The 22,777-nt window shown below is 68.8% G+C and carries 24 protein-coding genes; 10 read left to right on the top strand and 14 right to left on the bottom strand.

Translation table 11 applies throughout. The annotated features are described in order from the left end of the window. The first annotated feature begins 37 nt into the window (after positions 1-37). Genes VBO01S_RS14745 through nagZ form a run of 8 tightly spaced genes read left to right on the top strand, consistent with a single transcriptional unit; the run spans position 38 to position 6,115 of the window. A complete protein-coding gene (locus tag VBO01S_RS14745) occupies positions 38-409 on the top strand; it encodes a DUF4845 domain-containing protein (RefSeq protein ID WP_062475531.1) in 372 nt (123 codons plus the stop codon). Positions 410-429: 20 nt separating this feature from the next. After that, a complete protein-coding gene (gene rnc / locus VBO01S_RS14740) occupies positions 430-1,116 on the top strand; it encodes a ribonuclease III (protein ID WP_056572447.1) in 687 nt (228 codons plus the stop codon). A 7-nt stretch (positions 1,117-1,123) separates the two neighbouring features. After that, on the top strand, positions 1,124-2,089 hold the full coding sequence (era, locus tag VBO01S_RS14735) for a GTPase Era (protein ID WP_062475526.1): 966 nt from the start codon (positions 1,124-1,126) through the stop codon (positions 2,087-2,089). A 1-nt stretch (position 2,090) separates the two neighbouring features. Continuing rightward, positions 2,091-2,864 (top strand): DNA repair protein RecO, encoded by a 774-nt coding sequence (gene recO, locus VBO01S_RS14730; protein WP_062475523.1) that lies wholly within the window; start codon positions 2,091-2,093, stop codon positions 2,862-2,864. Positions 2,865-2,908: 44 nt separating this feature from the next. After that, complete coding sequence (locus tag VBO01S_RS14725; RefSeq protein ID WP_062475520.1) at positions 2,909-3,784, top strand: DUF7164 domain-containing protein; 876 nt, start codon at positions 2,909-2,911, stop codon at positions 3,782-3,784. Between the two features lie 26 nt (positions 3,785-3,810). After that, on the top strand, positions 3,811-4,584 hold the full coding sequence (locus tag VBO01S_RS14720; protein WP_062475517.1) for a pyridoxine 5'-phosphate synthase: 774 nt from the start codon (positions 3,811-3,813) through the stop codon (positions 4,582-4,584). Beyond that, on the top strand, positions 4,581-4,973 hold the full coding sequence (gene acpS, locus VBO01S_RS14715) for a holo-ACP synthase (RefSeq protein ID WP_056572075.1): 393 nt from the start codon (positions 4,581-4,583) through the stop codon (positions 4,971-4,973). The genes VBO01S_RS14720 and acpS overlap by 4 nt, the downstream gene beginning before the upstream one ends. A 44-nt stretch (positions 4,974-5,017) precedes the next feature. Beyond that, entirely contained in the window at positions 5,018-6,115 is a 1,098-nt protein-coding gene (nagZ, locus tag VBO01S_RS14710) for a beta-N-acetylhexosaminidase (protein ID WP_062475581.1), read from the top strand. Here the strand turns inward: nagZ and VBO01S_RS14705 are convergent. From VBO01S_RS14705 to VBO01S_RS14695, 3 genes are read right to left on the bottom strand one after another with little or no spacing between them, the layout of a single operon-like run. Further along, positions 6,085-7,971 (bottom strand): glycosyltransferase family 2 protein, encoded by a 1,887-nt coding sequence (locus tag VBO01S_RS14705; RefSeq protein ID WP_062475514.1) that lies wholly within the window; start codon positions 7,969-7,971, stop codon positions 6,085-6,087. The genes nagZ and VBO01S_RS14705 overlap by 31 nt on opposite strands. Before the next feature lie 19 nt (positions 7,972-7,990). Continuing rightward, positions 7,991-8,518 (bottom strand): YgjP-like metallopeptidase domain-containing protein, encoded by a 528-nt coding sequence (locus VBO01S_RS14700; RefSeq protein WP_062475511.1) that lies wholly within the window; start codon positions 8,516-8,518, stop codon positions 7,991-7,993. Between the two features lie 7 nt (positions 8,519-8,525). Further along, positions 8,526-9,791 (bottom strand): Hsp70 family protein, encoded by a 1,266-nt coding sequence (locus tag VBO01S_RS14695; protein ID WP_062475508.1) that lies wholly within the window; start codon positions 9,789-9,791, stop codon positions 8,526-8,528. A gap of 94 nt (positions 9,792-9,885) precedes the next feature. On the opposite strand from VBO01S_RS14695, the gene VBO01S_RS14690 reads away from it, so the two are divergent. Further along, positions 9,886-11,220 (top strand): glycosyltransferase family protein, encoded by a 1,335-nt coding sequence (locus VBO01S_RS14690; protein ID WP_062475505.1) that lies wholly within the window; start codon positions 9,886-9,888, stop codon positions 11,218-11,220. Between the two features lie 21 nt (positions 11,221-11,241). Here VBO01S_RS14690 and VBO01S_RS14685 read toward each other — a convergent pair whose 3' ends face one another. The 5 genes from VBO01S_RS14685 to VBO01S_RS31845 form a co-directional block, all read right to left on the bottom strand. Then, positions 11,242-12,036 (bottom strand): class I SAM-dependent methyltransferase, encoded by a 795-nt coding sequence (locus tag VBO01S_RS14685; protein ID WP_062475502.1) that lies wholly within the window; start codon positions 12,034-12,036, stop codon positions 11,242-11,244. Positions 12,037-12,059: 23 nt separating this feature from the next. Continuing rightward, positions 12,060-13,601 (bottom strand): lysine--tRNA ligase, encoded by a 1,542-nt coding sequence (gene lysS / locus VBO01S_RS14680; RefSeq protein ID WP_062475499.1) that lies wholly within the window; start codon positions 13,599-13,601, stop codon positions 12,060-12,062. Positions 13,602-13,747: 146 nt separating this feature from the next. Further along, positions 13,748-15,118 carry a hypothetical protein gene (locus tag VBO01S_RS14675; protein ID WP_062475497.1) on the bottom strand — a complete coding sequence of 457 codons (1,371 nt, stop codon included), beginning with the start codon at positions 15,116-15,118 and terminating at the stop codon, positions 13,748-13,750. Positions 15,119-15,135: 17 nt separating this feature from the next. After that, positions 15,136-15,759, bottom strand: a complete 624-nt coding sequence (locus tag VBO01S_RS14670) for an LON peptidase substrate-binding domain-containing protein (protein ID WP_223301401.1) — start codon at positions 15,757-15,759, stop codon at positions 15,136-15,138. A gap of 29 nt (positions 15,760-15,788) precedes the next feature. After that, complete coding sequence (locus VBO01S_RS31845) at positions 15,789-16,754, bottom strand: glycosyltransferase family 2 protein (protein WP_082818145.1); 966 nt, start codon at positions 16,752-16,754, stop codon at positions 15,789-15,791. Between the two features lie 90 nt (positions 16,755-16,844). Here VBO01S_RS31845 and VBO01S_RS14660 point away from each other — a divergent pair, with 90 nt between their 5' ends. Next, positions 16,845-17,405 carry a YggT family protein gene (locus VBO01S_RS14660; RefSeq protein ID WP_056572059.1) on the top strand — a complete coding sequence of 187 codons (561 nt, stop codon included), beginning with the start codon at positions 16,845-16,847 and terminating at the stop codon, positions 17,403-17,405. An 86-nt stretch (positions 17,406-17,491) separates the two neighbouring features. Here VBO01S_RS14660 and accD read toward each other — a convergent pair whose 3' ends face one another. The 6 genes from accD to VBO01S_RS14630 form a co-directional block, all read right to left on the bottom strand. Beyond that, complete coding sequence (gene accD / locus VBO01S_RS14655) at positions 17,492-18,364, bottom strand: acetyl-CoA carboxylase, carboxyltransferase subunit beta (RefSeq protein WP_062475492.1); 873 nt, start codon at positions 18,362-18,364, stop codon at positions 17,492-17,494. Positions 18,365-18,388: 24 nt separating this feature from the next. Beyond that, positions 18,389-19,234, bottom strand: coding sequence for a tryptophan synthase subunit alpha (gene trpA / locus VBO01S_RS14650; RefSeq protein ID WP_062475489.1), 846 nt, complete (start codon positions 19,232-19,234; stop codon positions 18,389-18,391). Continuing rightward, positions 19,234-20,520, bottom strand: a complete 1,287-nt coding sequence (gene trpB, locus VBO01S_RS14645; protein WP_062475486.1) for a tryptophan synthase subunit beta — start codon at positions 20,518-20,520, stop codon at positions 19,234-19,236. Before trpB ends, trpA begins: the two co-directional genes overlap by 1 nt. A gap of 47 nt (positions 20,521-20,567) precedes the next feature. Next, the gene (locus tag VBO01S_RS14640) at positions 20,568-21,311 is read right to left on the bottom strand and encodes a phosphoribosylanthranilate isomerase (RefSeq protein ID WP_062475483.1); all 744 of its coding nucleotides are present in this window, start codon (positions 21,309-21,311) and stop codon (positions 20,568-20,570) included. After that, positions 21,308-22,132 carry a tRNA pseudouridine(38-40) synthase TruA gene (truA, locus tag VBO01S_RS14635; protein WP_062475480.1) on the bottom strand — a complete coding sequence of 275 codons (825 nt, stop codon included), beginning with the start codon at positions 22,130-22,132 and terminating at the stop codon, positions 21,308-21,310. The genes VBO01S_RS14640 and truA overlap by 4 nt, the downstream gene beginning before the upstream one ends. A 31-nt stretch (positions 22,133-22,163) precedes the next feature. Continuing rightward, positions 22,164-22,777, bottom strand: a 614-nt coding sequence (locus VBO01S_RS14630) for a FimV/HubP family polar landmark protein (RefSeq protein WP_303621477.1), incomplete at its 5' end; no start/stop codon positions are given.

The raw sequence follows: 22,777 nt of genomic DNA, 5'->3' as shown, positions 1-22,777 counted from the left end.
TCAACAGTCAACGTTACTGTTCGAGGGGTAAGAGGGCATGAGAACCAACAGTCGGTCCGTCCGTGGCAGTGCCGCGCACCAGCGCGGCATCTCGTTCATCGGCCTGGTGTTCGTCGCGGCGGTGCTGGGCTGCGTGGGCGTTGTCGTCGCGCAGGTCATTCCGACGCTGATCGAATGGCAGGCCATCGACAAGGCCGCCAACAAGGCCAAGGAAGGCGCCACGGTGCCCGAGATCCGCGCGATCTTCGACCGTGCCCAGGCCATCGACGACTTCAAGTCGGTCAGCGGCCGGGACCTCGAGATCAAGAAGGTGGGCGACAAGGTCGTCGTGTCGTATGCGTACGAGCGCGAGATTCCCCTGTTCGGGCCGGCCTACCTGACGCTCAAATACAAGGGCGCGTCCCGCTGACCGCGGTGTCGAACAAGAAGGTGGACGGCAGCCTCGTCGCGCTGCAGGCGCGCCTTCAGTACACGTTCTCGGACCCGCGCCTGCTCCAGCTCGCGCTCACGCACCGCAGTTTCTCGGCCGACCACAACGAGCGCCTCGAGTTTCTCGGCGACTCGGTGCTGAACCTGGCCGTCTCGCACCTGCTGTACATCCGTCTCTCGGAACTGCCCGAGGGCGACCTGTCGCGCGTGCGGGCCAACCTGGTCAAGCAGGACACGCTGCACCGGCTCGCGCTGGGACTGGCGCTGTCGCCGCTGTTGCGCCTGGGCGAAGGCGAAGCCCGCTCGGGCGGCCCGAACCGGCCCTCCATCCTGGCCGACGCGCTCGAAGCGCTGATCGGCGCGGTCTACCTGGACGCCGGCTTTGCCGCCGCGCAGGCGCTGGTGCACCGGCTCTACGAGGCGGTCGAGATCAATCCGCGCATGGAAGCCGCCGCGAAAGACCCGAAGACCGAATTGCAGGAATGGCTGCAGGGCCACAAAATGAAGCTGCCGGTGTACCGCGTGGCAGCGACGCTGGGTGCAGCGCACAAGCAGACCTTCGATGTCGAGTGCGAGGTGCCCGAGCTGGGCCTTCGCGAGCGCGGCATCGGCGGCTCGCGCCGCGCCGGCGAGCAAGCTGCCGCGGCCGCCATGTTGATCCGGCTCAAGGCACGCGGCGCCGCGTGAAATCAGAATGAACGATGTAACCAATCCCGCAGCGGGACCCGAAGACACCGCAGGCGAAATGCCTGCCACCGGGCCGCAGCACTGCGGCCTGATCGCCATCGTCGGCAAGCCCAATGTGGGCAAGTCGACGCTGCTCAATGCGCTGGTCGGTCAGAAGATCAGCATCACCTCGCGCAAGGCGCAGACCACCCGCCACCGCATCACCGGCATGCGCACGCTGGGCGCCACGCAGTTCGTGTTCGTCGATACGCCGGGTTTTCAGACCCTGCATGCCAACGCGCTGAACAAGTCGCTCAACAAGACCGTGCAGGGCGCGGTCGGCGACGTCGACCTGATCCTGTTCGTGGTCGAGGCCGGCAGCTTCACGCCGGCCGACGAGCGCGTGCTCAAGCTGCTGGGCAAGGGCATCCCCACGGTGCTGCTGGCCAACAAGCTGGACAACGTGCACCGCCGCGGCGACATCGCGCCCTGGCTGCAGACGATGCAGGCCAAGCACAGCTTCGCCGAGTTCGTGCCGATGTCGGCCAAGAACTCGAAGGACGTCGAGCGCCTGTTCGGCATCTGCGAAAAGTACCTGCCCGAGCAGCCCTGGTTCTACGACGAAGACGAGCTCACCGACCGCAGCGAGAAATTCCTCGCCGGCGAGCTGGTGCGCGAAAAGCTCTTCCGCCTCACGGGCGACGAGCTGCCCTACACATCGACCGTCATCATCGACAAGTTCGAGGAAGAGCCGCCCCAGAAGAAGGGCCAGAAGCGCCTGCTGCGCATTGCCGCCACCATCGTGGTCGAGCGCGATGGCCACAAGGCCATGGTGATCGGCGACAAGGGCGAGCGCATCAAGCGCATCGGCATGGAAACCCGCGTCGAGCTCGAGAAGCTGGCCGACGCCAAGGTGTTCCTCGAGCTGTGGGTGAAGGTGCGCTCCGGCTGGGCCGACGACGAGGCGCGCGTGCGCTCCTTCGGCTACGAATGAAGTGGCTGCCGCTCATCGCGTTTCGCATGAACCGGCTTACGTGCTCCATCGCTACGACTGGAGCGAGTCGAGCCTGATCCTCGAGGTCTTCACCCGCCACCACGGGCGCATCGCGCTCGTGGCCAAGGGGGCGAAGCGGCCGAGTTCCAATTTCCGTCCCGTGCTGCTGCCGCTGCAGCCGCTGCAGCTCAACTACGGTGGCGACGCCGAGATCCGCACGCTGAAAGGCGCTGAATGGATGGGCGGCCACGTCATGCCGACCGGCGAGGCGTTGCTCTCGGGCTACTACGTCAACGAACTCCTGTTGCGCCTGCTGGCGCGCGACGACGCGCACGAGGCGCTGTTCGACGCCTACGCCGGCGTGGTGCAGGTGCTGGCCGGCGACCACGCGGGCGCCCAAGCCGCGACGCAGGCCGCCGCGCTGCGCGCCTTCGAGCTGCTGCTGCTGCGCTCGGTCGGCCTGCTGCCCTCGCTCGACGTGCAGACGCTCACCCTGGAGCCGCTGGCGGCCCGCACGCGCTACACCCTCGTGCCCGAAGCCGGCCTGCGCCAGGCGGCCAAGGACGAGGCCGCGCTGGCCGGTGCCGACTGGCAGGTGCTGCAGAGCGTGCTCGACGACCGCACCCCGTTCACCGCCACCCTGCGCGAGGTCGCGACCATGAACGCCGGCAGCAACAGTGCCCTGCGCAACCAGCTGCGGGCCTTGCTCAACTACCATTGCGGCGTGACCACGCTGCGCACGCGGCAGATGATGAGAGACCTGCAAGCGCTCTAGCCCGGCGCACGATCGATCGAAACGCCAACCTGAGAACCGAAGCCATGCGTCTGGGTGTCCTCGTCTACGTCGACGACAAGAAAGAAATCGTCGACGAGTTCCACTGGCTGTACCGGAGCATGATCGTCTCCGGCGTCTTCGCGCGCGGCGGCGAGCTGATCGCGGTGTGCCACCCGAACGTCATCGCGCAGCTGCCCACCGACGACCGCGTCGTCGTGATTCCGGGCCTGCCCTACGCCGACCAGCACCCCGAATGGGCCGGCTACGGCTACATCAATTCGATCGCGAACCTGTGCGACCCGGCGGTGCTCGCCGTGTGCCGCAACTACGACGCGATCCTCAAGACCGACTGCGACACCTTCGTCACGCCGGCGATGGCCAGCTTCGAGCCGACCGGGCTGTGCTTCGGCTTCGGCGCCTACGCGTACCAGGAAGAGGTGCGCCGCAAGCTCTCCGAATGCAGCGCGCGCTGGGGCTTTCCTCATTCGGGGCTGCACAACGTGGGTGCGTCGGTGCTGGGGCCGACCGAGTTCGTGGGCAACTTCGTGCAGGCCCAGTTGGACTACTGCCACAAGCTGCTCGACGAGGAATTCCGCGATTTCCAGGGCGAGTGGCCCGGCTGGTGCAAGAACGTGCTCACCATGTACGCCGGCGAGCTGGCATTGCGGCGCACCTACCCGCAGCGCTGCTCGCTGGGCCTGCTCGACCACCTGCCGTACGCCGATCGCACCCTGGGCGGCGACGTGCTGCACATCCACGGCTGGCACACCGACCAGTACTGGTCCAAGCATCATTTCCGTGCCGGCGCCTACGACCACATGGCGCCCGGCGACATCGACAGGACGACGCTCGGCGGCTACTGTCACTGGCTTGCCGTCACCCCCACCGACGACCTCCGGGCCGGCGCGGGCGGCGCATGAACGAAGAGAAGAAAGCGATTGCGTCCATGAGCGATACCTCGTCCTCCCTCCCTCGCACCACCACGGCCCTGTCGGTCAACCTCAACAAGGTGGCCCTGGTGCGCAACACGCGCCACCTCGGCATCCCGAGCGTGGTGGGCGCGGCCCAGGCCTGCCTAGCCGCGGGCGCGCAGGGCATCACCGTGCACCCGCGGCCCGACGCGCGCCACATCCGCGCGCACGACGTGAGCGACCTGTCGGAACTGCTCGCCAAGGACTGGCCGGCCATCGAGTTCAACATCGAAGGCAACCCCTTCCACAACCTGATGGACTTCGTGCGCGAGCTCAAGCCGCACCAGGCCACCTTCGTGCCCGACAGCGAAACCCAGTCGACCAGCGACCACGGCTGGAGCTTCCCGGAAGACGCCGAGCGCCTGCGCCCGCTGGTCGCCGAAGCCAAGGCACTGGGCGTGCGCGTGAGCCTGTTCATGGACCCGATCCCCGAGATGATGGCCGCCGTCAAGGCCGTGGGCGCCGACCGCGTCGAGCTCTACACCGAGGGCTACGCCGCCTCGCGCGGCACGCCGCAGGAAGCCGCCGTGCTCGCGCGCTACGTGGCCGCGGCGCAGGCCGCCCATGCGGCGGGCCTGGGCGTCAACGCCGGCCACGACCTGAGCCGCGACAACCTCACGCCGTTCCTGCGCGCGGTGCGCGGCGTGCACGAGGTGTCGATCGGCCATGCCTTCGTCGCCGATGCGCTCGAACTCGGGTACGCCGCGACCACGCGCGACTACCTGCGCTGCATCGCCGACGCCGCATGATCTACGGCATCGGGACCGATATCTGCGACGTGCGCCGCATCGCGGCCACCTTCGAGCGCCAGGGCGAGCGCTTCGCCCGCCGGGTGCTGAGCGACGCCGAGTTCGCCATCTGGCAGGCCCGCGCCGCGCGCTGGCCCAAGCGCGGCCTGAGCTACCTCGCCACGCGTTTTTCCGCCAAGGAAGCCTTCAGCAAGGCCATCGGCCTGGGCATGCGCATGCCGATGAGCTGGCGCCTGTGCGAGATCGCCAACCTGCGCAGCGGCAAGCCGGTGATCGTGCTGCACGGCGAGCTGAAAGACTGGTTCGAGGCGCAGGGCCTGACAGCGCACGTGACCGTCACCGACGAAACCGAGTACGCCGCCAGCTTCGTGGTGGTGGAAAAGGCCTGAACGAATCCCCGGCGCCGTTGCGCCTTGCCGACCGATCGACCGACATGACCGACCTGAACCACGCGCCGCTCCTCATCGATGTGGCCGGCACCGAACTCACCGCCGCCGACCGCCGGCGCCTTGCCAACCCGCATGTAGGCGGCGTGATCCACTTCACCCGCAACTGGCAGGACCGCGCGCAGATGACCGCGCTGAACGCCGAGATCAAGGCGATCCGGCCCGACCTGCTGATCTGCGTCGACCACGAAGGCGGTCGGGTGCAGCGCTTTCGCACCGACGGCTTCACGCGGCTGCCCTCGATGCGCAGCCTGGGCGAGCTGTGGATGCACGATGCCCTGCGCGCCACACAGGTCGCCACCGCCGCCGGGCAGGTGCTGGCCGGCGAACTGCGCGCCTGCGGTGTCGACTTCAGCTTCGCGCCGGTGCTCGACCTGGACTACGGCGGCAGCAGCGTGATCGGCGACCGCAGCTTCCACCGCGACCCGCGCGTGGTCGCGCTGCTCGCCAAGAGCGTGATGCACGGCATGCTGCAGATGGGCATGCGCAACTGCGGCAAGCACTTCCCGGGGCATGGCTTCGTGCAAGCCGATTCGCACGTCGAGATTCCGATCGACCGGCGCAGCCTGAAGGCCATCCTGGCCGACGACGCGCGGCCCTACGACTGGCTGGGCGGCACGCTCGCGGCCGTGATGCCGGCGCACGTGATCTACCCGAAGGTCGACAAGCGGCCGGCGGGTTTCTCTGAAAAATGGTTGAAGGACATCCTGCGCCAGCGCTTTGCGTTCGACGGCGCGGTGTTCAGCGACGACCTGAGCATGGAGGCCGGTCGCTACATCGACGGCCAGCTGCTGAGCTACACCGACGCGGTGCTTGCGGCGCTTGCGGCGGGTTGCGACCTGGCGCTGCTGTGCAACCAGAGCATCGGCGAGGGCCGGCCGCTGGACGAGATGCTCGACGGCTTCACCGCCGCGGCGGCCGATGGTCGCTGGCAGGGCGATGCGGCCAGCGAGGCGCGGCGCCGGTCGCTGCTGCCGGGCGATGAAGCGCTCGACTGGCAGGCGCTCACGGCCTCGGCGCGCTACGTGCAGGCGCAACGCCTGCTGGCCGGCGCTCAGTCGCGGAAGGGCCGCACCGGTAGCTGATTCGCCGCGGGGCCGAGCAAGGCGGCCACCTCGGGCGTCTCGAACAGCGACTCCAGCCAGGGCTTGTCGGCCAGGCCGGCCTGGAAGAACACCTGCAGCAGCCGCAGGGTTTCGGTGCGCAGCGCGCGCGTCAGCATTTCAGCGTCGATCCGCGGCGTGCCGGCGGACGCTGCGCAGGCCTGCGCCACGGTGCGCAGCAGCTGTTCGGCGAAGTCGCGCTGCGGCGGCCACAGGTGCGCGTAGAGCTGGGCTATGAGGTCGATGTCTTCCACACGGCTGCGCGGCAGCAGGTGACGCAGCACCGCGCGCCGCGCGCGCATGGCGAGCGAGGCGGCGTGCGCGAGGTCTGCTGGCGGCGCGGCCGGCGCGGGGCGATGCAGCACCTCCGGAATGACAGCGAAGTGCGCGCCGGCCACGATGCAGCGGCACAGCATCTGCAGGCCGTCGTGCACCGCGAACTCGGGGTCGTGGCGCACGCCGGTGCGTTCCAGGAAGCGGCGGCGGACCAGGCAGGCCGACAGTCGCAGCGGCTCGGGGCCCAGCGCTTCGGCCACGATCTCGTCGTGCCGCTGGGCGTATTTCAGCGGCCCGGCGGGCGTCTCGCTCCAGCAGCCGACGATGTCCAGGTCCGGGCAGGCGGCGAGCAGTGCAGCTTGCCGCTGCAGGCGGCCGGGCAGGGCGCGGTCGCTCGCATCGGCGAAGACGACGTGCTCGCCGGTGGCTTGTGCGAGCGCGAGGTTGCGCAAGGTGGCGCGGTCGCACGGTACGGGCAGCGCGATCCAGCGCAGGTCGGGGGCGATGGCGCGCGCCTCGCTTTCGGCCGCTGCGGGCAGGCCTGCCGCCACCACGACCAGTTCCAGCGCCACGTCGGCTTGTGTCGTCCAGTCGCGCAGGTCCTGCAGCCAGTCATCACCGCTGCCGTCGGGTGTCAGGCAGACCGTCACGCGCGGCATCGCCACGGGCGGCACGCGGTCGGGCTGCTGGGCGCGCCAGGCGAAGTAGCGTTCGAGCGCGGGGCCGATGTCCGGCGGCGCGAAGGCCCGCTCGAGCGTGTCGAGCCCGTCGCGTTCGAGCTGCGCGCGGCGCGACGCATCCGCGACCAGCGCGACCACGGTGTCGACCAGCTGGTCGTAGGGCACGCCCACCACCGCATCGCGGAAGGCGGGGTCGATCTCGCTGTCGGGGTAGAGCTCGCAGACCACGGCCTTGCGATGGCGCAGCAGGATCGACAGCCGGGGCGTCTCGACCACGCGGGACGCTTCCCAGTTGTGCAGGTTCAGCATGACCTTGGCGCGGCGCATGCGGTCTTCGCGCTCGGCCTGGGTCCAGAACCCGCCGCGCGTCATCTCGACGCGCAGGCCGCGGGCCATCAGGGCCTCCAGTACGTCGATCCGGCGCTGCGTGAACGAGCCGAAGAAGCAGACGTCGATGTCGCGCTCCTCCTCGGGCAGGACTTCCGACAACGGCAGGATGCGGGCCGCGTCGGGCTCCCAGCCCAGCGGCACGTAGTCAGCGTTCTGGTAGCCGAGCTCGCGGTGGCGATGGAAGTTGGTCTTGCTGTACTCCCACAGGTAGCAGCGCGGGAGCAGGTCGAGGTAGCGGTCGTTCCAGGCATGCGTGCCTTCGACCATCGGCTCGAAGTTGACGACGATGCAATTCGGGTGGAACGGCTCGAGGCTCTTCCAGGGGAAGTTCCAGAAGAAGAACAGGATGTTGATCGCGCCGGGATCGATGTTCGCCGGCGTGTAGCTCGTCGGGTAGCCCAGCCGCTCGGCCGCCAGGCGGTAGGTCCGCACGATGTCGCCGCAGACCGCGTCTTCGGACAGGGACGTGAAGTGCAGCCGTGGCAGGGTCATGGGCGACGACTGTACCGGGTCAGTCCGCGGCCGGCGCGCCTACGGCCGCGGGCCACAGCGGCGCACCGCCCGCCTCCAGGTGCGTCAGGTACAGGCGCAGCTCGAACTCGAAGCGGTGGTACTCGGGCTCCATGTGCGTGCACAGCGCGTAGAAGGGCTTGTCGTGGTTCTTCTCGCGCGTGTGGGCCAGCTCGTGCACGACGATCATGCGCAGCCATTCGAGCGGCACGGTCTTGAACAGGCTGGCCACGCGGATCTCGCGCTTGGTCTTGAGCTTGCTGCCCTGCACGCGCGCGATGGTGGTGTGGGTGCCCAACGCATGGCGCACCACGTGCAGCTTGTTGTCGAACACCGCCTTGGCCAGCGGCTCGGCCTTGCGCATGTACTCGCCCTTGAGTTCGCAGGCGTAGTCGTACAGCGCGCGGTCGGTGCGGATGTCGTGCAGGCCGGCGTAGCGTCCGCGCAGCAGGGCGCCGAGCTTGTCGGCCGCCATCAGCTCGCTCACCTGCGCCAGCAGCGCGGGCGGGTACGCGGACAGGTACTTCATCTGCGGCTCACCCCGCCGTGCGCGCCGAATAGGCGAGCCCGGCCGCGACGCCGCCGAGCAGGTCGCCTTCGATCAGCGGTACGCCCGCGAAGCTCGCGCGCAGCGCCCGCTGGAACGGGCGCAGGGCTGACGAGCCGCCGGTGAGGTAGATGGCGTCGAGGTCGCCGCTGCGCAGGCCGGCGCGCTTCACGCAGGCGTGGGCGCAGGCCACCACGTTCTCCAGTGGTGCCGCGAGCTGCTGCGCCATGTCGGTCGGCGTCAGCGCCGAGGCCAGCCCCGCCTCGATGCACGACAGGTCGATCTGCACCTCGGCGTCGCTGACCGAGCCGTTGATCTTGGCCTGCTCGACCTCGCTGGCGATGCGGTGGCCGTGGCGCTCCTCGAGCACCGTCATCAGGCGGTCGTGCAGCTGGCGGTCGCTGTAGCTGGTGCGCAGCTCGCGCGCCTGGCGCACGGCCTTCGGGGCGTAGAGCCAGTTGATCAGATGCCAGGACGACAGCTCGAAGAACACCTTGCTGGGCACCTCGCGCCCGCTCGGGCCGAGGTGGCGCAGCCCGAGCAGCGGCATCACGCGCTCCAGGTTCAGGCGCTGGTCGAAGTCGGTGCCGCCGATGTGCACGCCGCTGGTGGCCAGCACGTCATCGGCGCGGTCGGGGCGCGCCATGCGCTCGGGGCCCAGGCGCACCACGGTGAAGTCGGAGGTGCCGCCGCCGATGTCGACGATCAGGATCAGCGATTCGCGCGTGACGCGCTGCTCGTAGTCGAAGGCCGCGGCAATGGGCTCGTACTGGAAGGACACGTCGCGCAGGCCGGCCGCGCGGGCGGCGTGGCGCATGCTTTCCTCGGCGCGCTGGTCGCGCTTGGCGTCGTCGTCGACGAAATGCACCGGGCGGCCGATGACCACGCGCTCGGGGCGCTGGCCCAGCTCGCGTTCGGCGCGCGTCACCAGCTCGTGCAGGAAGCGCGCGATGATGTCCTCGAAGCTGACCAGCCCGTCGTAGACGGCGGTTTTTTCCTGCATCAGCGGGCTGCCGAGCAGGCTCTTGAGCGAGCGCATGAGCCGGCCTTCGACGCCGGACAGGTACAGCGCGATGGCATCGCGGCCGAAGTGCGTGCTGCGGTCCTCGGCGTTGAAGAAAAGGGCGGTCGGCAGGGTGGTGGCGCTGCCTTCGATGGGCAGCAGGCGCGCGGCCTCGCCGGGGGAGGCGTAGGAGACCGCGGAATTCGAAGTGCCGAAATCGATGCCGATGGCCGGGGTGCGTAGGGGATTCATTCAAGCAGGAAATCGGAGGGCCCAAGAGTGTAGAGGGTTGGCAGGAGCGCGCGATAGACTGCGGCCCAATGACCACCCCACCCGGACGCCGTCGATGCCGCTGTGCCTGACCTTTTTCGACCGGCTCGACGAGCCGGTGCTGCGCAACCACAGCCACTACTGCCGCCGTTTTGGCTACCCCCATGCCTGGGTGGAGACTGAGCGCGCCGGGCATCCTGCGCTGCGCGACTGCGCCAAGTACGCCGAGATGCTGCGCCGCCTGCGCGGGCTCGACGAAGGCGACTGGCTGCTCCTTCTGGACGGCGATTCGGTGGTGTTCCATCCGGTGGCTGTCGAAACGATGATGGAAGGGCGCGACCTGCTCGTGGTGGACGGGCCCAAGGGCCTGCCGCTGTGCAACCTGATGATCCTGCGCAACACGGCGGCCAACCGCGCGCTGCTGCATGCGCTCATCCGGGCGGCAAGCCAGGTCGTCGCGCGCGTCACGCCCCGTCTTGATGCGGCCGAGCTGCTGCGTCCGGCCGGCCTGCTGCTGTGCAACGGGCTCATCGGCGACTGCTACGTGAACGTCTCGTGGCGCATCGCGAACTGGTTCACCGCCCGCATCTTCGTGGTGCATCTGGCGCCCCTGGTGGAGTTGGATGCCGAGGGCCGCGTGCTGGATGAGCTGCTGCACGACGCGAACCTGCAGCGCCTGCTGGTGCGCCGGGTGAATGCGGCGTTGACCGACGGCGAGCCCGTGCTGCCGCTGCCGGCCTATCCGGCGATCTCGGAAGACGTGTATTCATGCGTCAACCCGCAGGCGCCCATTGCCTTCGTCACGCTCTACACGCACCACATCAACGACTACGCGCGCGTGTCGGAGCACAACGTGCGGCGCTACTGCGAGCGGCACGGGTACGGCTACCACGTCTACCGCGCGATCCCGGGCGAGCTCGATCCGTCGATCAGCGGCGCCTGGGTGAAGAGCTGGCTCGTGAAGCGGCATCTCGCGCAGCACCAGTGGGTGGTCTGGATCGACGCCGACACGCTGTTCGTCAACCAGACCCAGCGCATCGAGCCGCTGCTCGAAGGCCGCGATCTGCTGTTCGCCAAGGACATCGGCGCGTGGGACGTCAACTCGGGCGTGATGGGGTTCCGCCACACCGAGCGTAACCTCGAACTGCTCACGCAGCTGTGGGAGCGCATCACCGGCGTCGACGACAAGTCGACCGTGTACGCCAGCCAGGGCGACCAGTACTACACGAATGTGGTGCTGGGCGAACACGGCCTGATCGGCGACGCGGTCGTCACCGACCTGCTGAGCATCAACACGCCGCCGCACCTGGCAGGCGACGACAGCCTGCTGGTGCACTTCGTGGGGCTCGGGGAGCCCTACCGGTCGGTGTACATGGCGGACGTCGACGCGCGCTCCAAGCGCCTGGGCTGAGCGGGCGGCACGCGCCGCGCTTCAGCCGCCGAAGGTGTAGGTCGTGGGGTAGCTGTTCGACGCCATCTCGCGCTCGCTGTCGTCGCGGAAATCGCCGTGGTGCGGGCTGAGCAGATACAGGTTGCGGTCGGCGCACAGCCGCGCTAGGTCGTCGGCCGATGCGACCTGCAGCGAGAGCCCGCCCAGCGTCAGCACCAGGGGGAAGGGCTCGGCCTGGTGGCGCTCGTAGATGCCGCGGCCTTCGCCGAGGTAGTCGAGCCGGTGGTCGATCACGCGAAAGCCCGTCTGGTAGAACATCTTGCGCGCGTCGAAGTCCGTGAAGAAGCGCAGGTGCGTGAAGTCGAGCAGGCCCCAATGGGTGTAGCGCCAATGCCCGCGCATGGCGTCGTACAGCATCGGCAGGTTGGACGCATTCGGCAGGCTGACCAGGATCTGCGCATCCGGCGCGACGATGCGCTTCAGGCCGCTGAGCAGCTGCCAGGGATTGACGAGGTGCTCGAGCACGTCGAACAGGCACACGAGGTCGAAGGGGCGTGTGAGGCCCATCGCGGCGAAGTCGACGGTTTCCACGTCCTGCTCGACGACCTTGTCGAAATGTTCGCGCGCCACCTGCGCCGCCGAGGCGTTGAACTCGCAGCCCCAGAGTTCGCAGCCGGGGTGGCGCCGGCGCAGTTCGTGGCCCACGCCACCGGAGCCGCACCCGATGTCGAGGGCGACTGTGGGAGGACGCTGGATCATGTCCAGGCACTCGGGCCTGGGGTTGAACGGGTAGACGTATTCCTTCTTGTCGCGGTCTTGCCAGAGAAAGTCGGTCACGGACAGCGTCCCCGTCGGGTGGGTCAGCCTTCCCGGCGCAGCGCCGGGAACAGGATCACGTCGCGGATGCTCGGCGAATCGGTCAGCAGCATCATCAGGCGGTCGATGCCGATGCCGCAGCCGCCGGTGGGCGGCATGCCGTATTCGAGGGCGCGCACGAAGTCGTGGTCGTAGAACATGGCTTCGTCGTCGCCGCTGTCCTTGGCGGCCACCTGTGCGTTGAAGCGCGCGGCCTGGTCTTCGGCGTCGTTCAGCTCGCTGAAGCCGTTGCCGAATTCGCGGCCCGTGATGTACAGCTCGAAGCGCTCGGTGACCTCGGGGCGCTCGTCGTTGGCGCGTGCCAGCGGCGAGATCTCGGTCGGGTGCTCCATGATGAAGGTCGGCTGCCAGAGCTTCTCTTCCACGGTCTCCTCGAAGTACATGACCTGCAGGCTGGCGAGGCTGCGCTGCGAGAGCTTGTCCTTTTCTTCGCTCAGGCCGAGCTTGCGCAGGGCGTTGATGAGCCAGGCGGTGTCGTCCACGCCATCGCCCGCATCGGTGTGCTTGAGGATCGCTTCGCGGATCGTCAGGCGCTCGAAGGGCTGCGTCAGGTCGACGGCCTTGCCGCCGTAGGTGAGCTGCTGCGTGCCCACGGCCTTGTCGGCGATGGTGCGGATCAGCGTCTCGGTGAAGTCCATCAGGTCGCGGTAGTTCCAGTAGGCCGCGTAGAACTCCATCATCGTGAACTCGGGGTTGTGCCGCACCGAGATGCCCTCGTTGCGGTAGCTCCGGTTGATTTCGAACACACGCTCGAAGCCGCCGACGATCAGGCGCTTGAGGTACAGCTCGGGCGCGATGCGCAGGAACATCTCCTGGTCGAGCGCGTTGTGGTGCGTCTTGAACGGCTTGGCGTTCGCACCGCCCGGGATCGGGTGCAGCATGGGCGTCTCGACTTCGAGGAAGTCGTTGGCCACCATGAACTCGCGCAGCGCGCTCACGGCCTTGCTGCGCGCGGTGAAGCGCACGCGGGCCGACTCGTCGGTGATCAGGTCGACATAGCGCTGACGGTACTTCTGCTCCTGGTCGGCCATGCCGTGGAACTTGTCGGGCAGCGGGCGCAGGCTCTTGGTGAGCAGGCGCAGGCGGCTGACCTTGATCGACAGCTCGCCGGTCTTGGTCTTCATGAGCGTGCCTTCGGCACCGAGGATGTCGCCGAGGTCCCAGCGCTTGAAGTCGGCGTACGCCTCTTCGCCGATGGCGTCGCGCGTCACGTACAGCTGGATGCGGCCGGTGGCGTCCTGCACGGTCGCGAAGCTGGCCTTGCCCATCACGCGCTTGAGCATCATGCGGCCGGCCACGCTGACGGCGACGGCCTGTGCTTCGAGCGCCTCGGGCTCGGTGCCGCCATGCTGTTCGACTAGCGCCGCGGCGCGGTGGCCGGGTTTGAAGTCGTTCGGGAACGCGACCCCCTTGCCTTCGGTCTGCGCCGTGCGCAGCAGCTTGAGCTTTTCGCGGCGTTCGACGATGAGCTGGTTGTCGTCGGCCGTGGACGTGGGAGAAGAGGAGGGCAGTTGTTCGTCGGACATGGGAGGCGTGTGGGGGCGCAGCAAGAAGGGGGAGGGTGTGCGCGGGCCGTGCATTTTAGCCCATCGGCCTTGAGCGGAATCGGCCTGAAGCGCCCGTCAGTTCTGTGAGGGTTGCTATCAAAAATGGAGCTTAACCCTCAGCGTTTTCAGCCGTTCGGCGGTGTCGCGGCGTCTGGCGCGTCTGCGTGGCGGTGCGTGATCCGTTGGGCGTCGTGCTGCATCACCAGCGTGCGCAGGCGATCCGGGTAGCCCATGTAGTGCAGCATGAAGCTGTCGCCGTCGTACAGCGCGGGGTGCGAATTGAAGGACACGCCGTCGGAGCGCGGCATGACCGCGTCGCCGCCGGCTTCGGTCCAGGCGGCGACGAAGAAGGCCTGGTCACCGCCCGAGGCGTAGACGCCGCGCTTGTCCTGCACGTCATCGACGAGCGCCTGCACGCGCTCCAGGTAGGCGATGCAGGCCGGCGTGTTCGAGAACACCATGAAGCCGCTGTTGAACTCGTAGCCCGACACGTCGCGCGCCAGCGCCACTGGCCGGCCGCGCAGCAGGGACGCGAGCGGCCGTGTGCGGTCGTGAATGAGGATGTCGGCATCGACCCACGCGACCTGCTCGTGTTCGGCCAGGTGCTTGAGCAGCAGCCGCGGCTTGATCCAGTTGCCGGCCACCCGGCCCCGCAGCTCGGCGGGCAGGTCCCGGTAGACGTGGTGGGTGTAGCCGTGGTGGTCGGCGTACGCGGCGATGTTGCGCTCCGACAGCGTGGCATAGCCCGCGATGTTGGGCGTGTAGCTGGTCAGCAAGGCGACGAGGCGGCCGGCGTTGCGCACGTCGTAGTCGGCCTCGCCTGTGGGCGCAGGCGGCAGGTCGTCGTAGAGCTGGCCGTCGCGCGCCAGCACCGCGTTCAGGTGCGCGACGAAGAGGCCCCGCACCCGCATGTCCTGGACATCGATGTGGACCGCAGGATTGAACGAGAGCACGAAGGCCGAGACCTCCGGCAGGTAGTGGCCGAAGCGGGCGAACAGCAGGTTGGGGTAGTGCCGGCCGTCGATGAGCTGGTGGTGCGGATGGGCCGCCAAGCCTTCGAGTTCCCGGTGCGCCCAGCGGTCGGTGCCTGCATCGGGCGCGGTGCGCAGGCGTTCGAGCACGGACGCGACCAGGGCCGTCGCCTCGGGGCCCGCACGCAGCATGAAGCAGCTGCCCTCGGGGCGGTGGTGGTGCTCGTTCTCGGCGATCCAGTGGGGCGCGTCGCCGATCACGGTCGGCGCGGGCAGGGGCGCGAGAAAGGCCGCGTCGTCGTCCGCGAAGACCAGCAGCGTGCCGTCGGGCGCATCGGCCAGCGCGGCGCTCACCACGCTGTACTTGTAGACCAGCAGCGTGCGCGCGCTGTTGTGCGGCGTGCCGATGGCGTGCAGGCGGTGCGCATAGCCCCAGCGTGCGCAGTAGGCGCGGTGGTTGTCCGCGAAGGCCTCCGCGCCCGCGCGCAGCAGGATCGAATGGAAGCGGACCGGCGCCGGGTTCATCTCGCGGCGGGCCGTGACTAGTCGGTGATGCCGGTGCGCGCCAGCAGGTCGCTGACCAACTCCAGGCGCATCAGCGGGCTGTCGAGTTCCATCAGGCGCTGCTTGAGTTCGAGCTGCATCGGCACCAGCTCGCACCAGCGGTTGGCCACCCACCCGCAGTCGTCGAGGCGGTAGGGCGCGCCGATCGGCAGGCGCACGGTGTCGCCCTGCGCGTGGCGGCGCTCTTCGAGGGTGTCGATGAGGCGGCGCAGCGCGGTGGCGGTGTGGCGCAGGTCGTCGGGGATCTCGAGGTCGACATCGTCGGCGACGGCGTCGACCTCGGCGATCCACAGGCCGTGCTTCTGCAGCTCGCTGCTGCGCACGCGAAAGCGCTGCGTGCCGACGCATTCGATCTGCAGCAGGCCGCTTTGCGGCGCGTCGAAGGTGCGGATGTCGGCGAGCGTGCCGACGGCGGCAAAGCTTTCGGCTTCGGCGCCGGCCTTGCGCACTTCGGCGCCGCTGGTCAGGCTGACGACGCCGAACGGGGTGCCGGCCTTGCGGCACTTGCCGACCATGTCGAGGTAGCGGACCTCGAAGACACGCAGCGGCAGCAGGCCGCCGGGAAACAGGACCGTACCGAGCGGAAAGAGAGGAATGCGCACGTTGAAAAGGGCCGGGCCAGTCGCCGCGGTCAGCTGGGTTGAAGGATCAGGTTGAGGACGGTCGCGTGCTCGGGCCGCAGTATCCCCTGCATCTGGAACGCGTGGCGCGCGTGGTTGAGCAGGTTCAGGATCGACTGCTGGCACTCGCCGGCGCTCTGGCCCCAGCGCGTGTCGACCTCGGACAGGGCGCTGTGCGCCGCGCGATGCAGGTCGACCAGGTGGGCCAGCGTCTGGGGCATGTCGCCGGGGTTGCGGTACAGCGTGAGCAGCTGTTCGCACTCGCGGCCCCGCAGGCGCGGGAAGACCAGCGGCAGCAGGCGCCGGTAGATGCGGTCCTTCGAGGCATAGAGCCGGTCGCGCGGCAAGGTGCGGGAGGTCATGCCCGGGTGGATGCGGTAGCGCGTCAGCGGCTCGGGCAGGTTCGCGAAGCGCGCGCCGTGCAGCATGCAGTCGACCCAGAACCCGAGGTCGTCGACGGCGTAGAGGTTGGGGTCGAACTGCAGCCCGTGCGCGCGGTAGAAGTCCAAGCGCCCGGTCGTGCTCTGGTTCGCGAGGTAGTCGTAGCCCTCCACCATGCGGGCCTTGATCGTCGCGTCGTCCAGCGGCAGGCCGGTGACGCCGGCCTGGTCCTGGAAGTGCTCGAGCTGGCTGCCGACGACGGTGACCGACGGGTTGCTTTGCAGGAACGCGACCTGCTTGGCGAAGCGCTCCGGCGTGGCGCAGTCGTCGTGGTCGACGCGCGCCAGGTAGGTGCCCCGGGCCATCGCCATCGCGAGGTTCATGTTGGCCGGCAGGCCGACGTTGCAGGCGTTGCGGTGCCGCCGGATGCGCGGGTCGTCGAAGGCGGCCACGCGCTCCCAGGTGCCGTCGGTGCTGGCGTCGTCCATGACCAGCAGCTCGAAGTCGGTGAAGGTCTGTGCCTGCAGCGACTGCAGCGTCTCGATGAGGAACTCGCCGCTGTTGAAGGTGGGGAGCACGACGCTGAGCAAAGGCATGGGGTTCCGTAGGGCGGTGTGGCCGGGGGCGAGGCTTGTGGTCCAGAATCGGAGCAGTCGCGCGCGTGCGCACCTCCCTGCCCATCCGACATGTTGTACCAGATACCCTCGTTTCTTCTCGACGTGATCGTCGGCCTGCTCGGCGGCGCCTGCCTGCTGCGCCTGTACATGCAATACCACCGCGTGCCCTTCGGTAATCCGCTGGGGCGCTTCGTGTTCGCTATCACCGACTGGATCGTGCTGCCGCTGCGGCGCATCGTGCCCGCGGTGAAGCGCTGGGACCTCGCGAGCCTGATCGCGGCCTGGCTGCTGGTGATGCTCAAGTTCCTGGTGCTGTGGCTGCTGGCCGGCAGCCTGGCGCGGATCACGGCGCTGCCGCTGGTGTCGCTGGTCGGCCTGCTGCAGCTGGCCGTGTCGGGCCTGACGGCGCTGCTGGTGGTGTATGCGGTGCTGTCGTGGATTCCGGGCGCCTCGCCGATGTTGCTCGACCTGATCTCGCGCCTGGCCGAGCCGCTGGTGCGGCCGTTCCGGCGCTTCATTCCGCTGATCGGCGGCGTCGACCTGTCGCCGCTGGCCGCCATCGTGGTGCTGCAGGTGGTGGCGATCGTGCTGGGCAACCTGCTGGTCTTCGCGTTCCGGCTCGGCGCCTGACGCGTCGGGGTACCCCAGACAGCAAAACGCCCGCACCGCCTTTCGGCGTGCGGGCGTTCAGGCCGAAGCCTGAGCTACGGTGAAGGTCAGAGCACCGCGTCGGCCGGCTGGCGCAGCAGCATGGCCAGCGTGCTGGCGATGGTCTTGCGCAGTTCGCGGCGATCGCTGATGAAGTCGATCGCGCCCTTGGTCTGCAGGAACTCGGCGCGCTGGAAGCCTTCGGGCAGCGTCACGCGCACGGTCGATTCGATCACGCGCGGGCCGGCAAAGCCGATCAGCGCCTTGGGCTCGGCGATCACCACGTCGCCCACGAAAGCGAAGCCGGCGCTCACGCCGCCCATGGTCGGGTCGGTCAGCACGCTGATGTAGGGCAGGCCCTTCTTCGCCAGGCGCGTGAGCGCGGCGTTGGTCTTGGCCATCTGCATCAGCGAGAGCAGGCCTTCCTGCATGCGCGCGCCGCCGGTGGCGGTGAAGCACACGAAGGGCACCTTCTGCTCGATGGCGGTCTCGACGCCGCGCACGAAGCGCTCGCCGACCACGCTGCCCATGGAGCCGCCCATGAACTCGAACTCGAAGCAGGCCACGACCACGCTGATGCTGTGGACGGAGCCGCCCATGACGACCAGCGCGTCGGTCTCGCCGGTGTTCTCCAGCGCTTCTTTCAGGCGCTCGGGGTACTTGCGGCTGTCCTTGAACTTCAGGGCGTCGACCGGCAGCACTTCCTGGCCGACTTCGTAGCGGCCTTCGGCGTCCAGGAAGGCGTCCAGGCGGGCGCGGGCGCCGATGCGGTGGTGGTGGCTGCAGCTCGGGCAGACGTTCTGGTTGTGCTCGAGGTCGGTCTTGTACAGAACGGTCTCGCAGGCCGGGCATTTGATCCACAGGCCCTCGGGCACCTGGCGGCGCTCGGACGGGTCGGTTTGTGCGATCTTGGCGGGTAGCAGTTTTTCAAGCCAGCTCATGGGGGCTCCTTGTGAGGGCAGTGATTATCGACCAGCCGCGTTCTTGGCCGTGGCGGCCGGCAGGGCGTCGAGCGCCTCGCGGATGCCGGCCAGGAATTCGCGCACCGTGGGCACCACGTTGTCGCGGGGCTGGTCTTCGATGAGTTGAATGATCTTGGTGCCGATGACCACGGCGTCCGCCGCCGAGCCGATGGCCTGCGCCGTGCGCGCGTCGCGGATGCCGAAGCCCACGCCGACGGGGATGCTCACGTGCTCGCGGATGCGCGGGATCATGCGCCCGACCGCCTCGGTGTCGAGGTGGCCGGCGCCGGTCACGCCCTTGAGCGACACGTAGTACACGTAGCCGCTCGCGATGCGCGCCACCTGCGCCATGCGCTCGGCGGTGCTGGTGGGGGCCAGCAGGAAGATCAGGTCGATGCCGGCGGCTTTCAGGTCGGCGGCGAAGTCCTCGCATTCCTCGGGAGGGTAGTCGACGACCAGCAGGCCATCGACGCCGGCCGCGGCCGCGTCGCGGATGAAGGCCTTCTTGCCGTGCACGAGGTCATAGCGCTCGACCGGGTTGGCGTAGCCCATGAGCACGACCGGCGTGGTCGTGTCCTTCGTGCGGAAGGCGGCCACCATGGCGAGCACCTGCTTCATGCCGACGCCCAGTGCCAGCGCGGCCTCGCCGGCCTTCTGGATCACGGGGCCGTCGGCCATCGGGTCGGAGAAGGGCACGCCCAGCTCGATCACGTCGGCACCGGCCTCGACCATGCCGTGCATGAGCTCGGGCGTGATGTCGGCGAAGGGGAAACCGGCGGTGACATAAGGGATCAGCGCGCGACGGCCTTGCGTTTGCAGGGCCTGGAACTTTGTGGCAATGCGGCTCATCACTTTCCTCCCTTCACGCTCAGACCGCGCATCGAGGGCCGGTCGTAGAAGTCGACACCCGACAGGTCGGCGACGGTGCCGATGTCCTTGTCGCCGCGGCCCGAGAGGTTCACGAGGATGGACTGATCGGGGCGCATGGTCTTGGCGAGCTTCAGGGCGTAGGCCATGGCGTGGCTGGATTCGAGCGCGGGGATGATGCCCTCCGTGCGGCACAGGTAGTGGAAGGCTTCGAGCGCCTCGACGTCGGTGATGCCGACGTACTCGGCGCGGCCGATGTCGGCCAGGTAGGCGTGCTCGGGGCCGACGCCCGGGTAGTCGAGGCCGGCGCTGACGCTGTGCGTCTCGGTGATCTGGCCGTCGTCGTTCTGCAGCAGGTAGGTGCGGTTGCCGTGCAGCACGCCGGGGCTGCCGCGCAGGATCGAGGCGGCGTGCTTGCCGCTGTCCAGGCCTTCGCCGGCGGCTTCCACGCCGATGAGGCGCGTGCCCGCGAACGGAATGTAGGGGTGGAAGATGCCGATCGCGTTGCTGCCGCCGCCCACGCAGGCGACCACCACGTCGGGCTGTTTGCCCTCGGCTTCTCCGGTGATGCCGTCGGCCGCGAGCATGGCGGGCATCTGCGCGATGCACTCGGTGCCGATCACGCTCTGGAAGTCGCGCACCATGGTCGGGTAGGGGTGCGGGCCCGCCACCGTGCCGATGATGTAGAAGGTGTTTTCGACGTTGGTGACCCAGTCGCGCATGGCCTCGTTGAGCGCGTCCTTCAGCGTCTTGCTGCCCGATTCGACGGGCACGACGGTCGCGCCCAGCAGGTTCATGCGGTAGACGTTGGGGCTCTGGCGCTTCACGTCCTGGCTGCCCATGTAGACCACGCACTCAAGGCCGTAGCGCGCGCAGATGGTGGCCGTGGCCACGCCGTGCTGACCGGCGCCGGTCTCGGCGATCACGCGGGGCTTGCCCATGCGGCGCGCGAGCATCGCCTGGCCGATCACGTTGTTGATCTTGTGGGCGCCGGTGTGGTTCAGGTCTTCGCGCTTCAGGTAGATCTGCGCGCCGCCCATTTCGCGGCTGGTGCGCGCGGCGTGGTAGATCGGCGAGGGGCGGCCGACGAAGTGCTTCAGCTCGTAGTGGAACTCGGCCAGGAAGGCCGGGTCGTCCTTGAACTTCGCATACGCGTCGCGCAGCTCGTTGATCGCGTGCGTGAGCGTTTCGCTCGCGAAGGTGCCGCCGTAGGGGCCGAAATGGCCGCTGGCGTCGGGTTGCTGGTAGTCCTGGAATTGGCTTTGCATGGTTCTCGATCGATGGGCCGCAGCCCGAATGCGATCGGGTGCGGCGGCTAACTGGAGAAGGACGAAGCGTCGGCGGCCGAGGCTTTGACAGTGTTCGCCGCATCTGCGGCTCTCACGGCGGCGACGAATGCCCGGATCTTTCCGGCGTCCTTGAGGCCCTTGTGCTCGGGACCGTCGATTTCGACGCCCGAACTCACATCAACGGACAGCGTCTTGCAGCGCGCCCGCAGGCTGTGAATGCCATCGCTCACGTTTGCAGGTGTGAGCCCACCACTCAAGACGAGGTGAGCGTCGACGGCGGGTGGAAGAAGTGACCAATCGAAAGCCTTGCCGCCTCCGCCATAACCTTCGACATGGGCGTCGAGCAGGATGGCCTGGGCGCGGGAGTAATCGGACGCGTATTTTACGAGGTCGAAGCCGGCCCCGGCAGCCCCCAGCGGAATCCGGGCGGCGCGCATGTAACGAAAGCGTCCCGGGCCGGTGGCTTCCTCGCACTGTTCGGGTGTTTCTTCCCCGTGGAACTGCGCGATGGCACCCTTCACGCGGGCCAGGGAGGCCAGGACTTCGGGAGCGTCCGCGTTCACGAACAGCAGCACCGGCGTGATGAAGGGCGGCAGGCGCGAGGCCAGCTCGGCGGCGCGCTCGACGCTCACGGCGCGCGGGCTCTTCGGGTAGAGCACGAAGCCGATCGCGTCGGCGCCGGCCTCGACCGCCGCGTCCACGTCGGCCTCACGCGTGAGGCCACAGATCTTGATGCGGGTGCGCGGGGCGAGGAAGGCGGGGGATGTCATGGCGGACCATCATACGAAGCCCGGTCGCCCTGGAACGTGGCCTCGGCCGGCAGACCCCACTTGGCGTCGTACAACGGGCCGAGGAAGTACAGGCCGTCGGCGGAGAAGGTGGGCGCGGCCACCTTGCGGCTGCGCGCCTCGAGCACCTCGGTGATCCATTCGGGCTGCTCGTCGCCGCGGCCGATGCGCACCAGGCTGCCCATCAGGTTGCGGATCATGTGGTGCAGGAAGGCGTCGGCCTCGAATTCGAAGTGCCAGCGGCAGCGCTCGCCGTCGCCCACGCGCGTGATCTCCAGGCGCCGCAGGTCCTTGACCGGCGAGAGGGCCTGGCAGGCCGAGGCGCGGAACGAGCTGAAATCGTGCCGGCCCACCAGCAGGGCCGCCGCGGCGCGCATCGCATCGCCGTCGAGCGGGTACATCGACCAGCCGACCCGGCCCGCATCGAGGCTGGGCCGCACGGGCGACTGCGAGAGCACGTAGACGTAGCGACGCGCTAGGGCACTGGCGCGGCAATGGAATTCGTCGGGCACCGGGTGCGCCCACTGCACCGCGATGTCGTCGGGCAGGTAGCGGTTGGTGCCGCGCATCCAGGAGAACGGATCGCGTTCGATGTCGGTGTCGAAGTGCACCACCTGCATCAGCCCGTGCACACCGGCGTCGGTGCGGCCGGCGCACAGCGTGCTGACCCGGCTGCCGGCGGGCAGGCCGGCGAACTTCGCGAGGGCGGCTTCGAGCTTGTCCTGCACCGTGCGGCCCGAGCGCTGGCTCTGCCAGCCCTCGTATGCCTGGCCGTTGTAGCGGATGCCGAGTGCCAGCCTCACGAAGCGATCAGAAGGGCAGTCGGCAACCGGCTCAGCGCAGTTCGGCGAGCAGCTGCTTGGCTTGCGACTTGAGGTCGCCGGCGCTCTCGGCTTCGACTTCCTCGACCAGCGAGCGCGCGCCTTCGACGTCGCCGATGGCCTGCAGTTCGCGGGCCAGCGAAAGCTTCACGGCGTGCGGGTTGTCGTCGCCGTCGTCGTCCAGCGCGGACGGCGAGGTGGCCACAGCCGCAGAACGCGGTGCTTCGGCGACGGCCGAGCGGGCCGGCAGGCCGGCGAGGGCGCTCATGTCGAACTCGATGAAGCCGGAGTCGGCGGGCAGCGTGTCGCGCAGCATGGCCGGTCGGGTGTTGTGCTCCGCGTCGTTCAGCGACGAGGGGCGCGTGTGGGCCGTCAGCGCGCCGGGGGCCGTGTCGAAATCGTTTTCGAGGTCGACCGGCGCTGCGGCATGGCCGTTGCTCAGCGGGGCCGGTGCAGCCGTCGGCGCATAGACCGACTTCGGCAGGCTGGCACCCACCGGAGCAGGTGCCGGTGCGGGCGGCTGGGTCAGGTCGAGGTCGAAGTCCAGCGGCGCGACCGAGGGCATGAAGGCCGGCGGGGCCGACGCCACGGGCGGTGCGGCCGGGGGCGGCGGTGCCACGACGGCTG

Source organism: Variovorax boronicumulans NBRC 103145, from assembly GCF_001591345.1.
Lineage (GTDB): Bacteria > Pseudomonadota > Gammaproteobacteria > Burkholderiales > Burkholderiaceae_C > Variovorax > Variovorax boronicumulans.
This window is presented reverse-complemented; position numbering and strand designations above follow the sequence as displayed.

Excerpts from the sequence above, each read along its gene's own strand:
- VBO01S_RS14745 (WP_062475531.1), top strand. The coding sequence starts at position 38 with ATGAGAACCAACAGTCGGTCCGTCCGTGGCAGTGCCGCGCACCAGCGC.
- era (WP_062475526.1), top strand. The coding sequence starts at position 1,124 with ATGAACGATGTAACCAATCCCGCAGCGGGACCCGAAGACACCGCAGGC.
- VBO01S_RS14725 (WP_062475520.1), top strand. The coding sequence starts at position 2,909 with ATGCGTCTGGGTGTCCTCGTCTACGTCGACGACAAGAAAGAAATCGTC.
- VBO01S_RS14720 (WP_062475517.1), top strand. The coding sequence starts at position 3,811 with ATGAGCGATACCTCGTCCTCCCTCCCTCGCACCACCACGGCCCTGTCG.
- acpS (WP_056572075.1), top strand. The coding sequence starts at position 4,581 with ATGATCTACGGCATCGGGACCGATATCTGCGACGTGCGCCGCATCGCG.
- nagZ (WP_062475581.1), top strand. The coding sequence starts at position 5,018 with ATGACCGACCTGAACCACGCGCCGCTCCTCATCGATGTGGCCGGCACC.
- VBO01S_RS14705 (WP_062475514.1), bottom strand. The coding sequence starts at position 7,971 with ATGACCCTGCCACGGCTGCACTTCACGTCCCTGTCCGAAGACGCGGTC.
- VBO01S_RS14700 (WP_062475511.1), bottom strand. The coding sequence starts at position 8,518 with ATGAAGTACCTGTCCGCGTACCCGCCCGCGCTGCTGGCGCAGGTGAGC.
- VBO01S_RS14695 (WP_062475508.1), bottom strand. The coding sequence starts at position 9,791 with ATGAATCCCCTACGCACCCCGGCCATCGGCATCGATTTCGGCACTTCG.
- VBO01S_RS14690 (WP_062475505.1), top strand. The coding sequence starts at position 9,886 with ATGCCGCTGTGCCTGACCTTTTTCGACCGGCTCGACGAGCCGGTGCTG.
- lysS (WP_062475499.1), bottom strand. The coding sequence starts at position 13,601 with ATGTCCGACGAACAACTGCCCTCCTCTTCTCCCACGTCCACGGCCGAC.
- VBO01S_RS14675 (WP_062475497.1), bottom strand. The coding sequence starts at position 15,118 with ATGAACCCGGCGCCGGTCCGCTTCCATTCGATCCTGCTGCGCGCGGGC.
- VBO01S_RS31845 (WP_082818145.1), bottom strand. The coding sequence starts at position 16,754 with ATGCCTTTGCTCAGCGTCGTGCTCCCCACCTTCAACAGCGGCGAGTTC.
- VBO01S_RS14660 (WP_056572059.1), top strand. The coding sequence starts at position 16,845 with ATGTTGTACCAGATACCCTCGTTTCTTCTCGACGTGATCGTCGGCCTG.
- accD (WP_062475492.1), bottom strand. The coding sequence starts at position 18,364 with ATGAGCTGGCTTGAAAAACTGCTACCCGCCAAGATCGCACAAACCGAC.
- trpA (WP_062475489.1), bottom strand. The coding sequence starts at position 19,234 with ATGAGCCGCATTGCCACAAAGTTCCAGGCCCTGCAAACGCAAGGCCGT.
- trpB (WP_062475486.1), bottom strand. The coding sequence starts at position 20,520 with ATGCAAAGCCAATTCCAGGACTACCAGCAACCCGACGCCAGCGGCCAT.
- VBO01S_RS14640 (WP_062475483.1), bottom strand. The coding sequence starts at position 21,311 with ATGACATCCCCCGCCTTCCTCGCCCCGCGCACCCGCATCAAGATCTGT.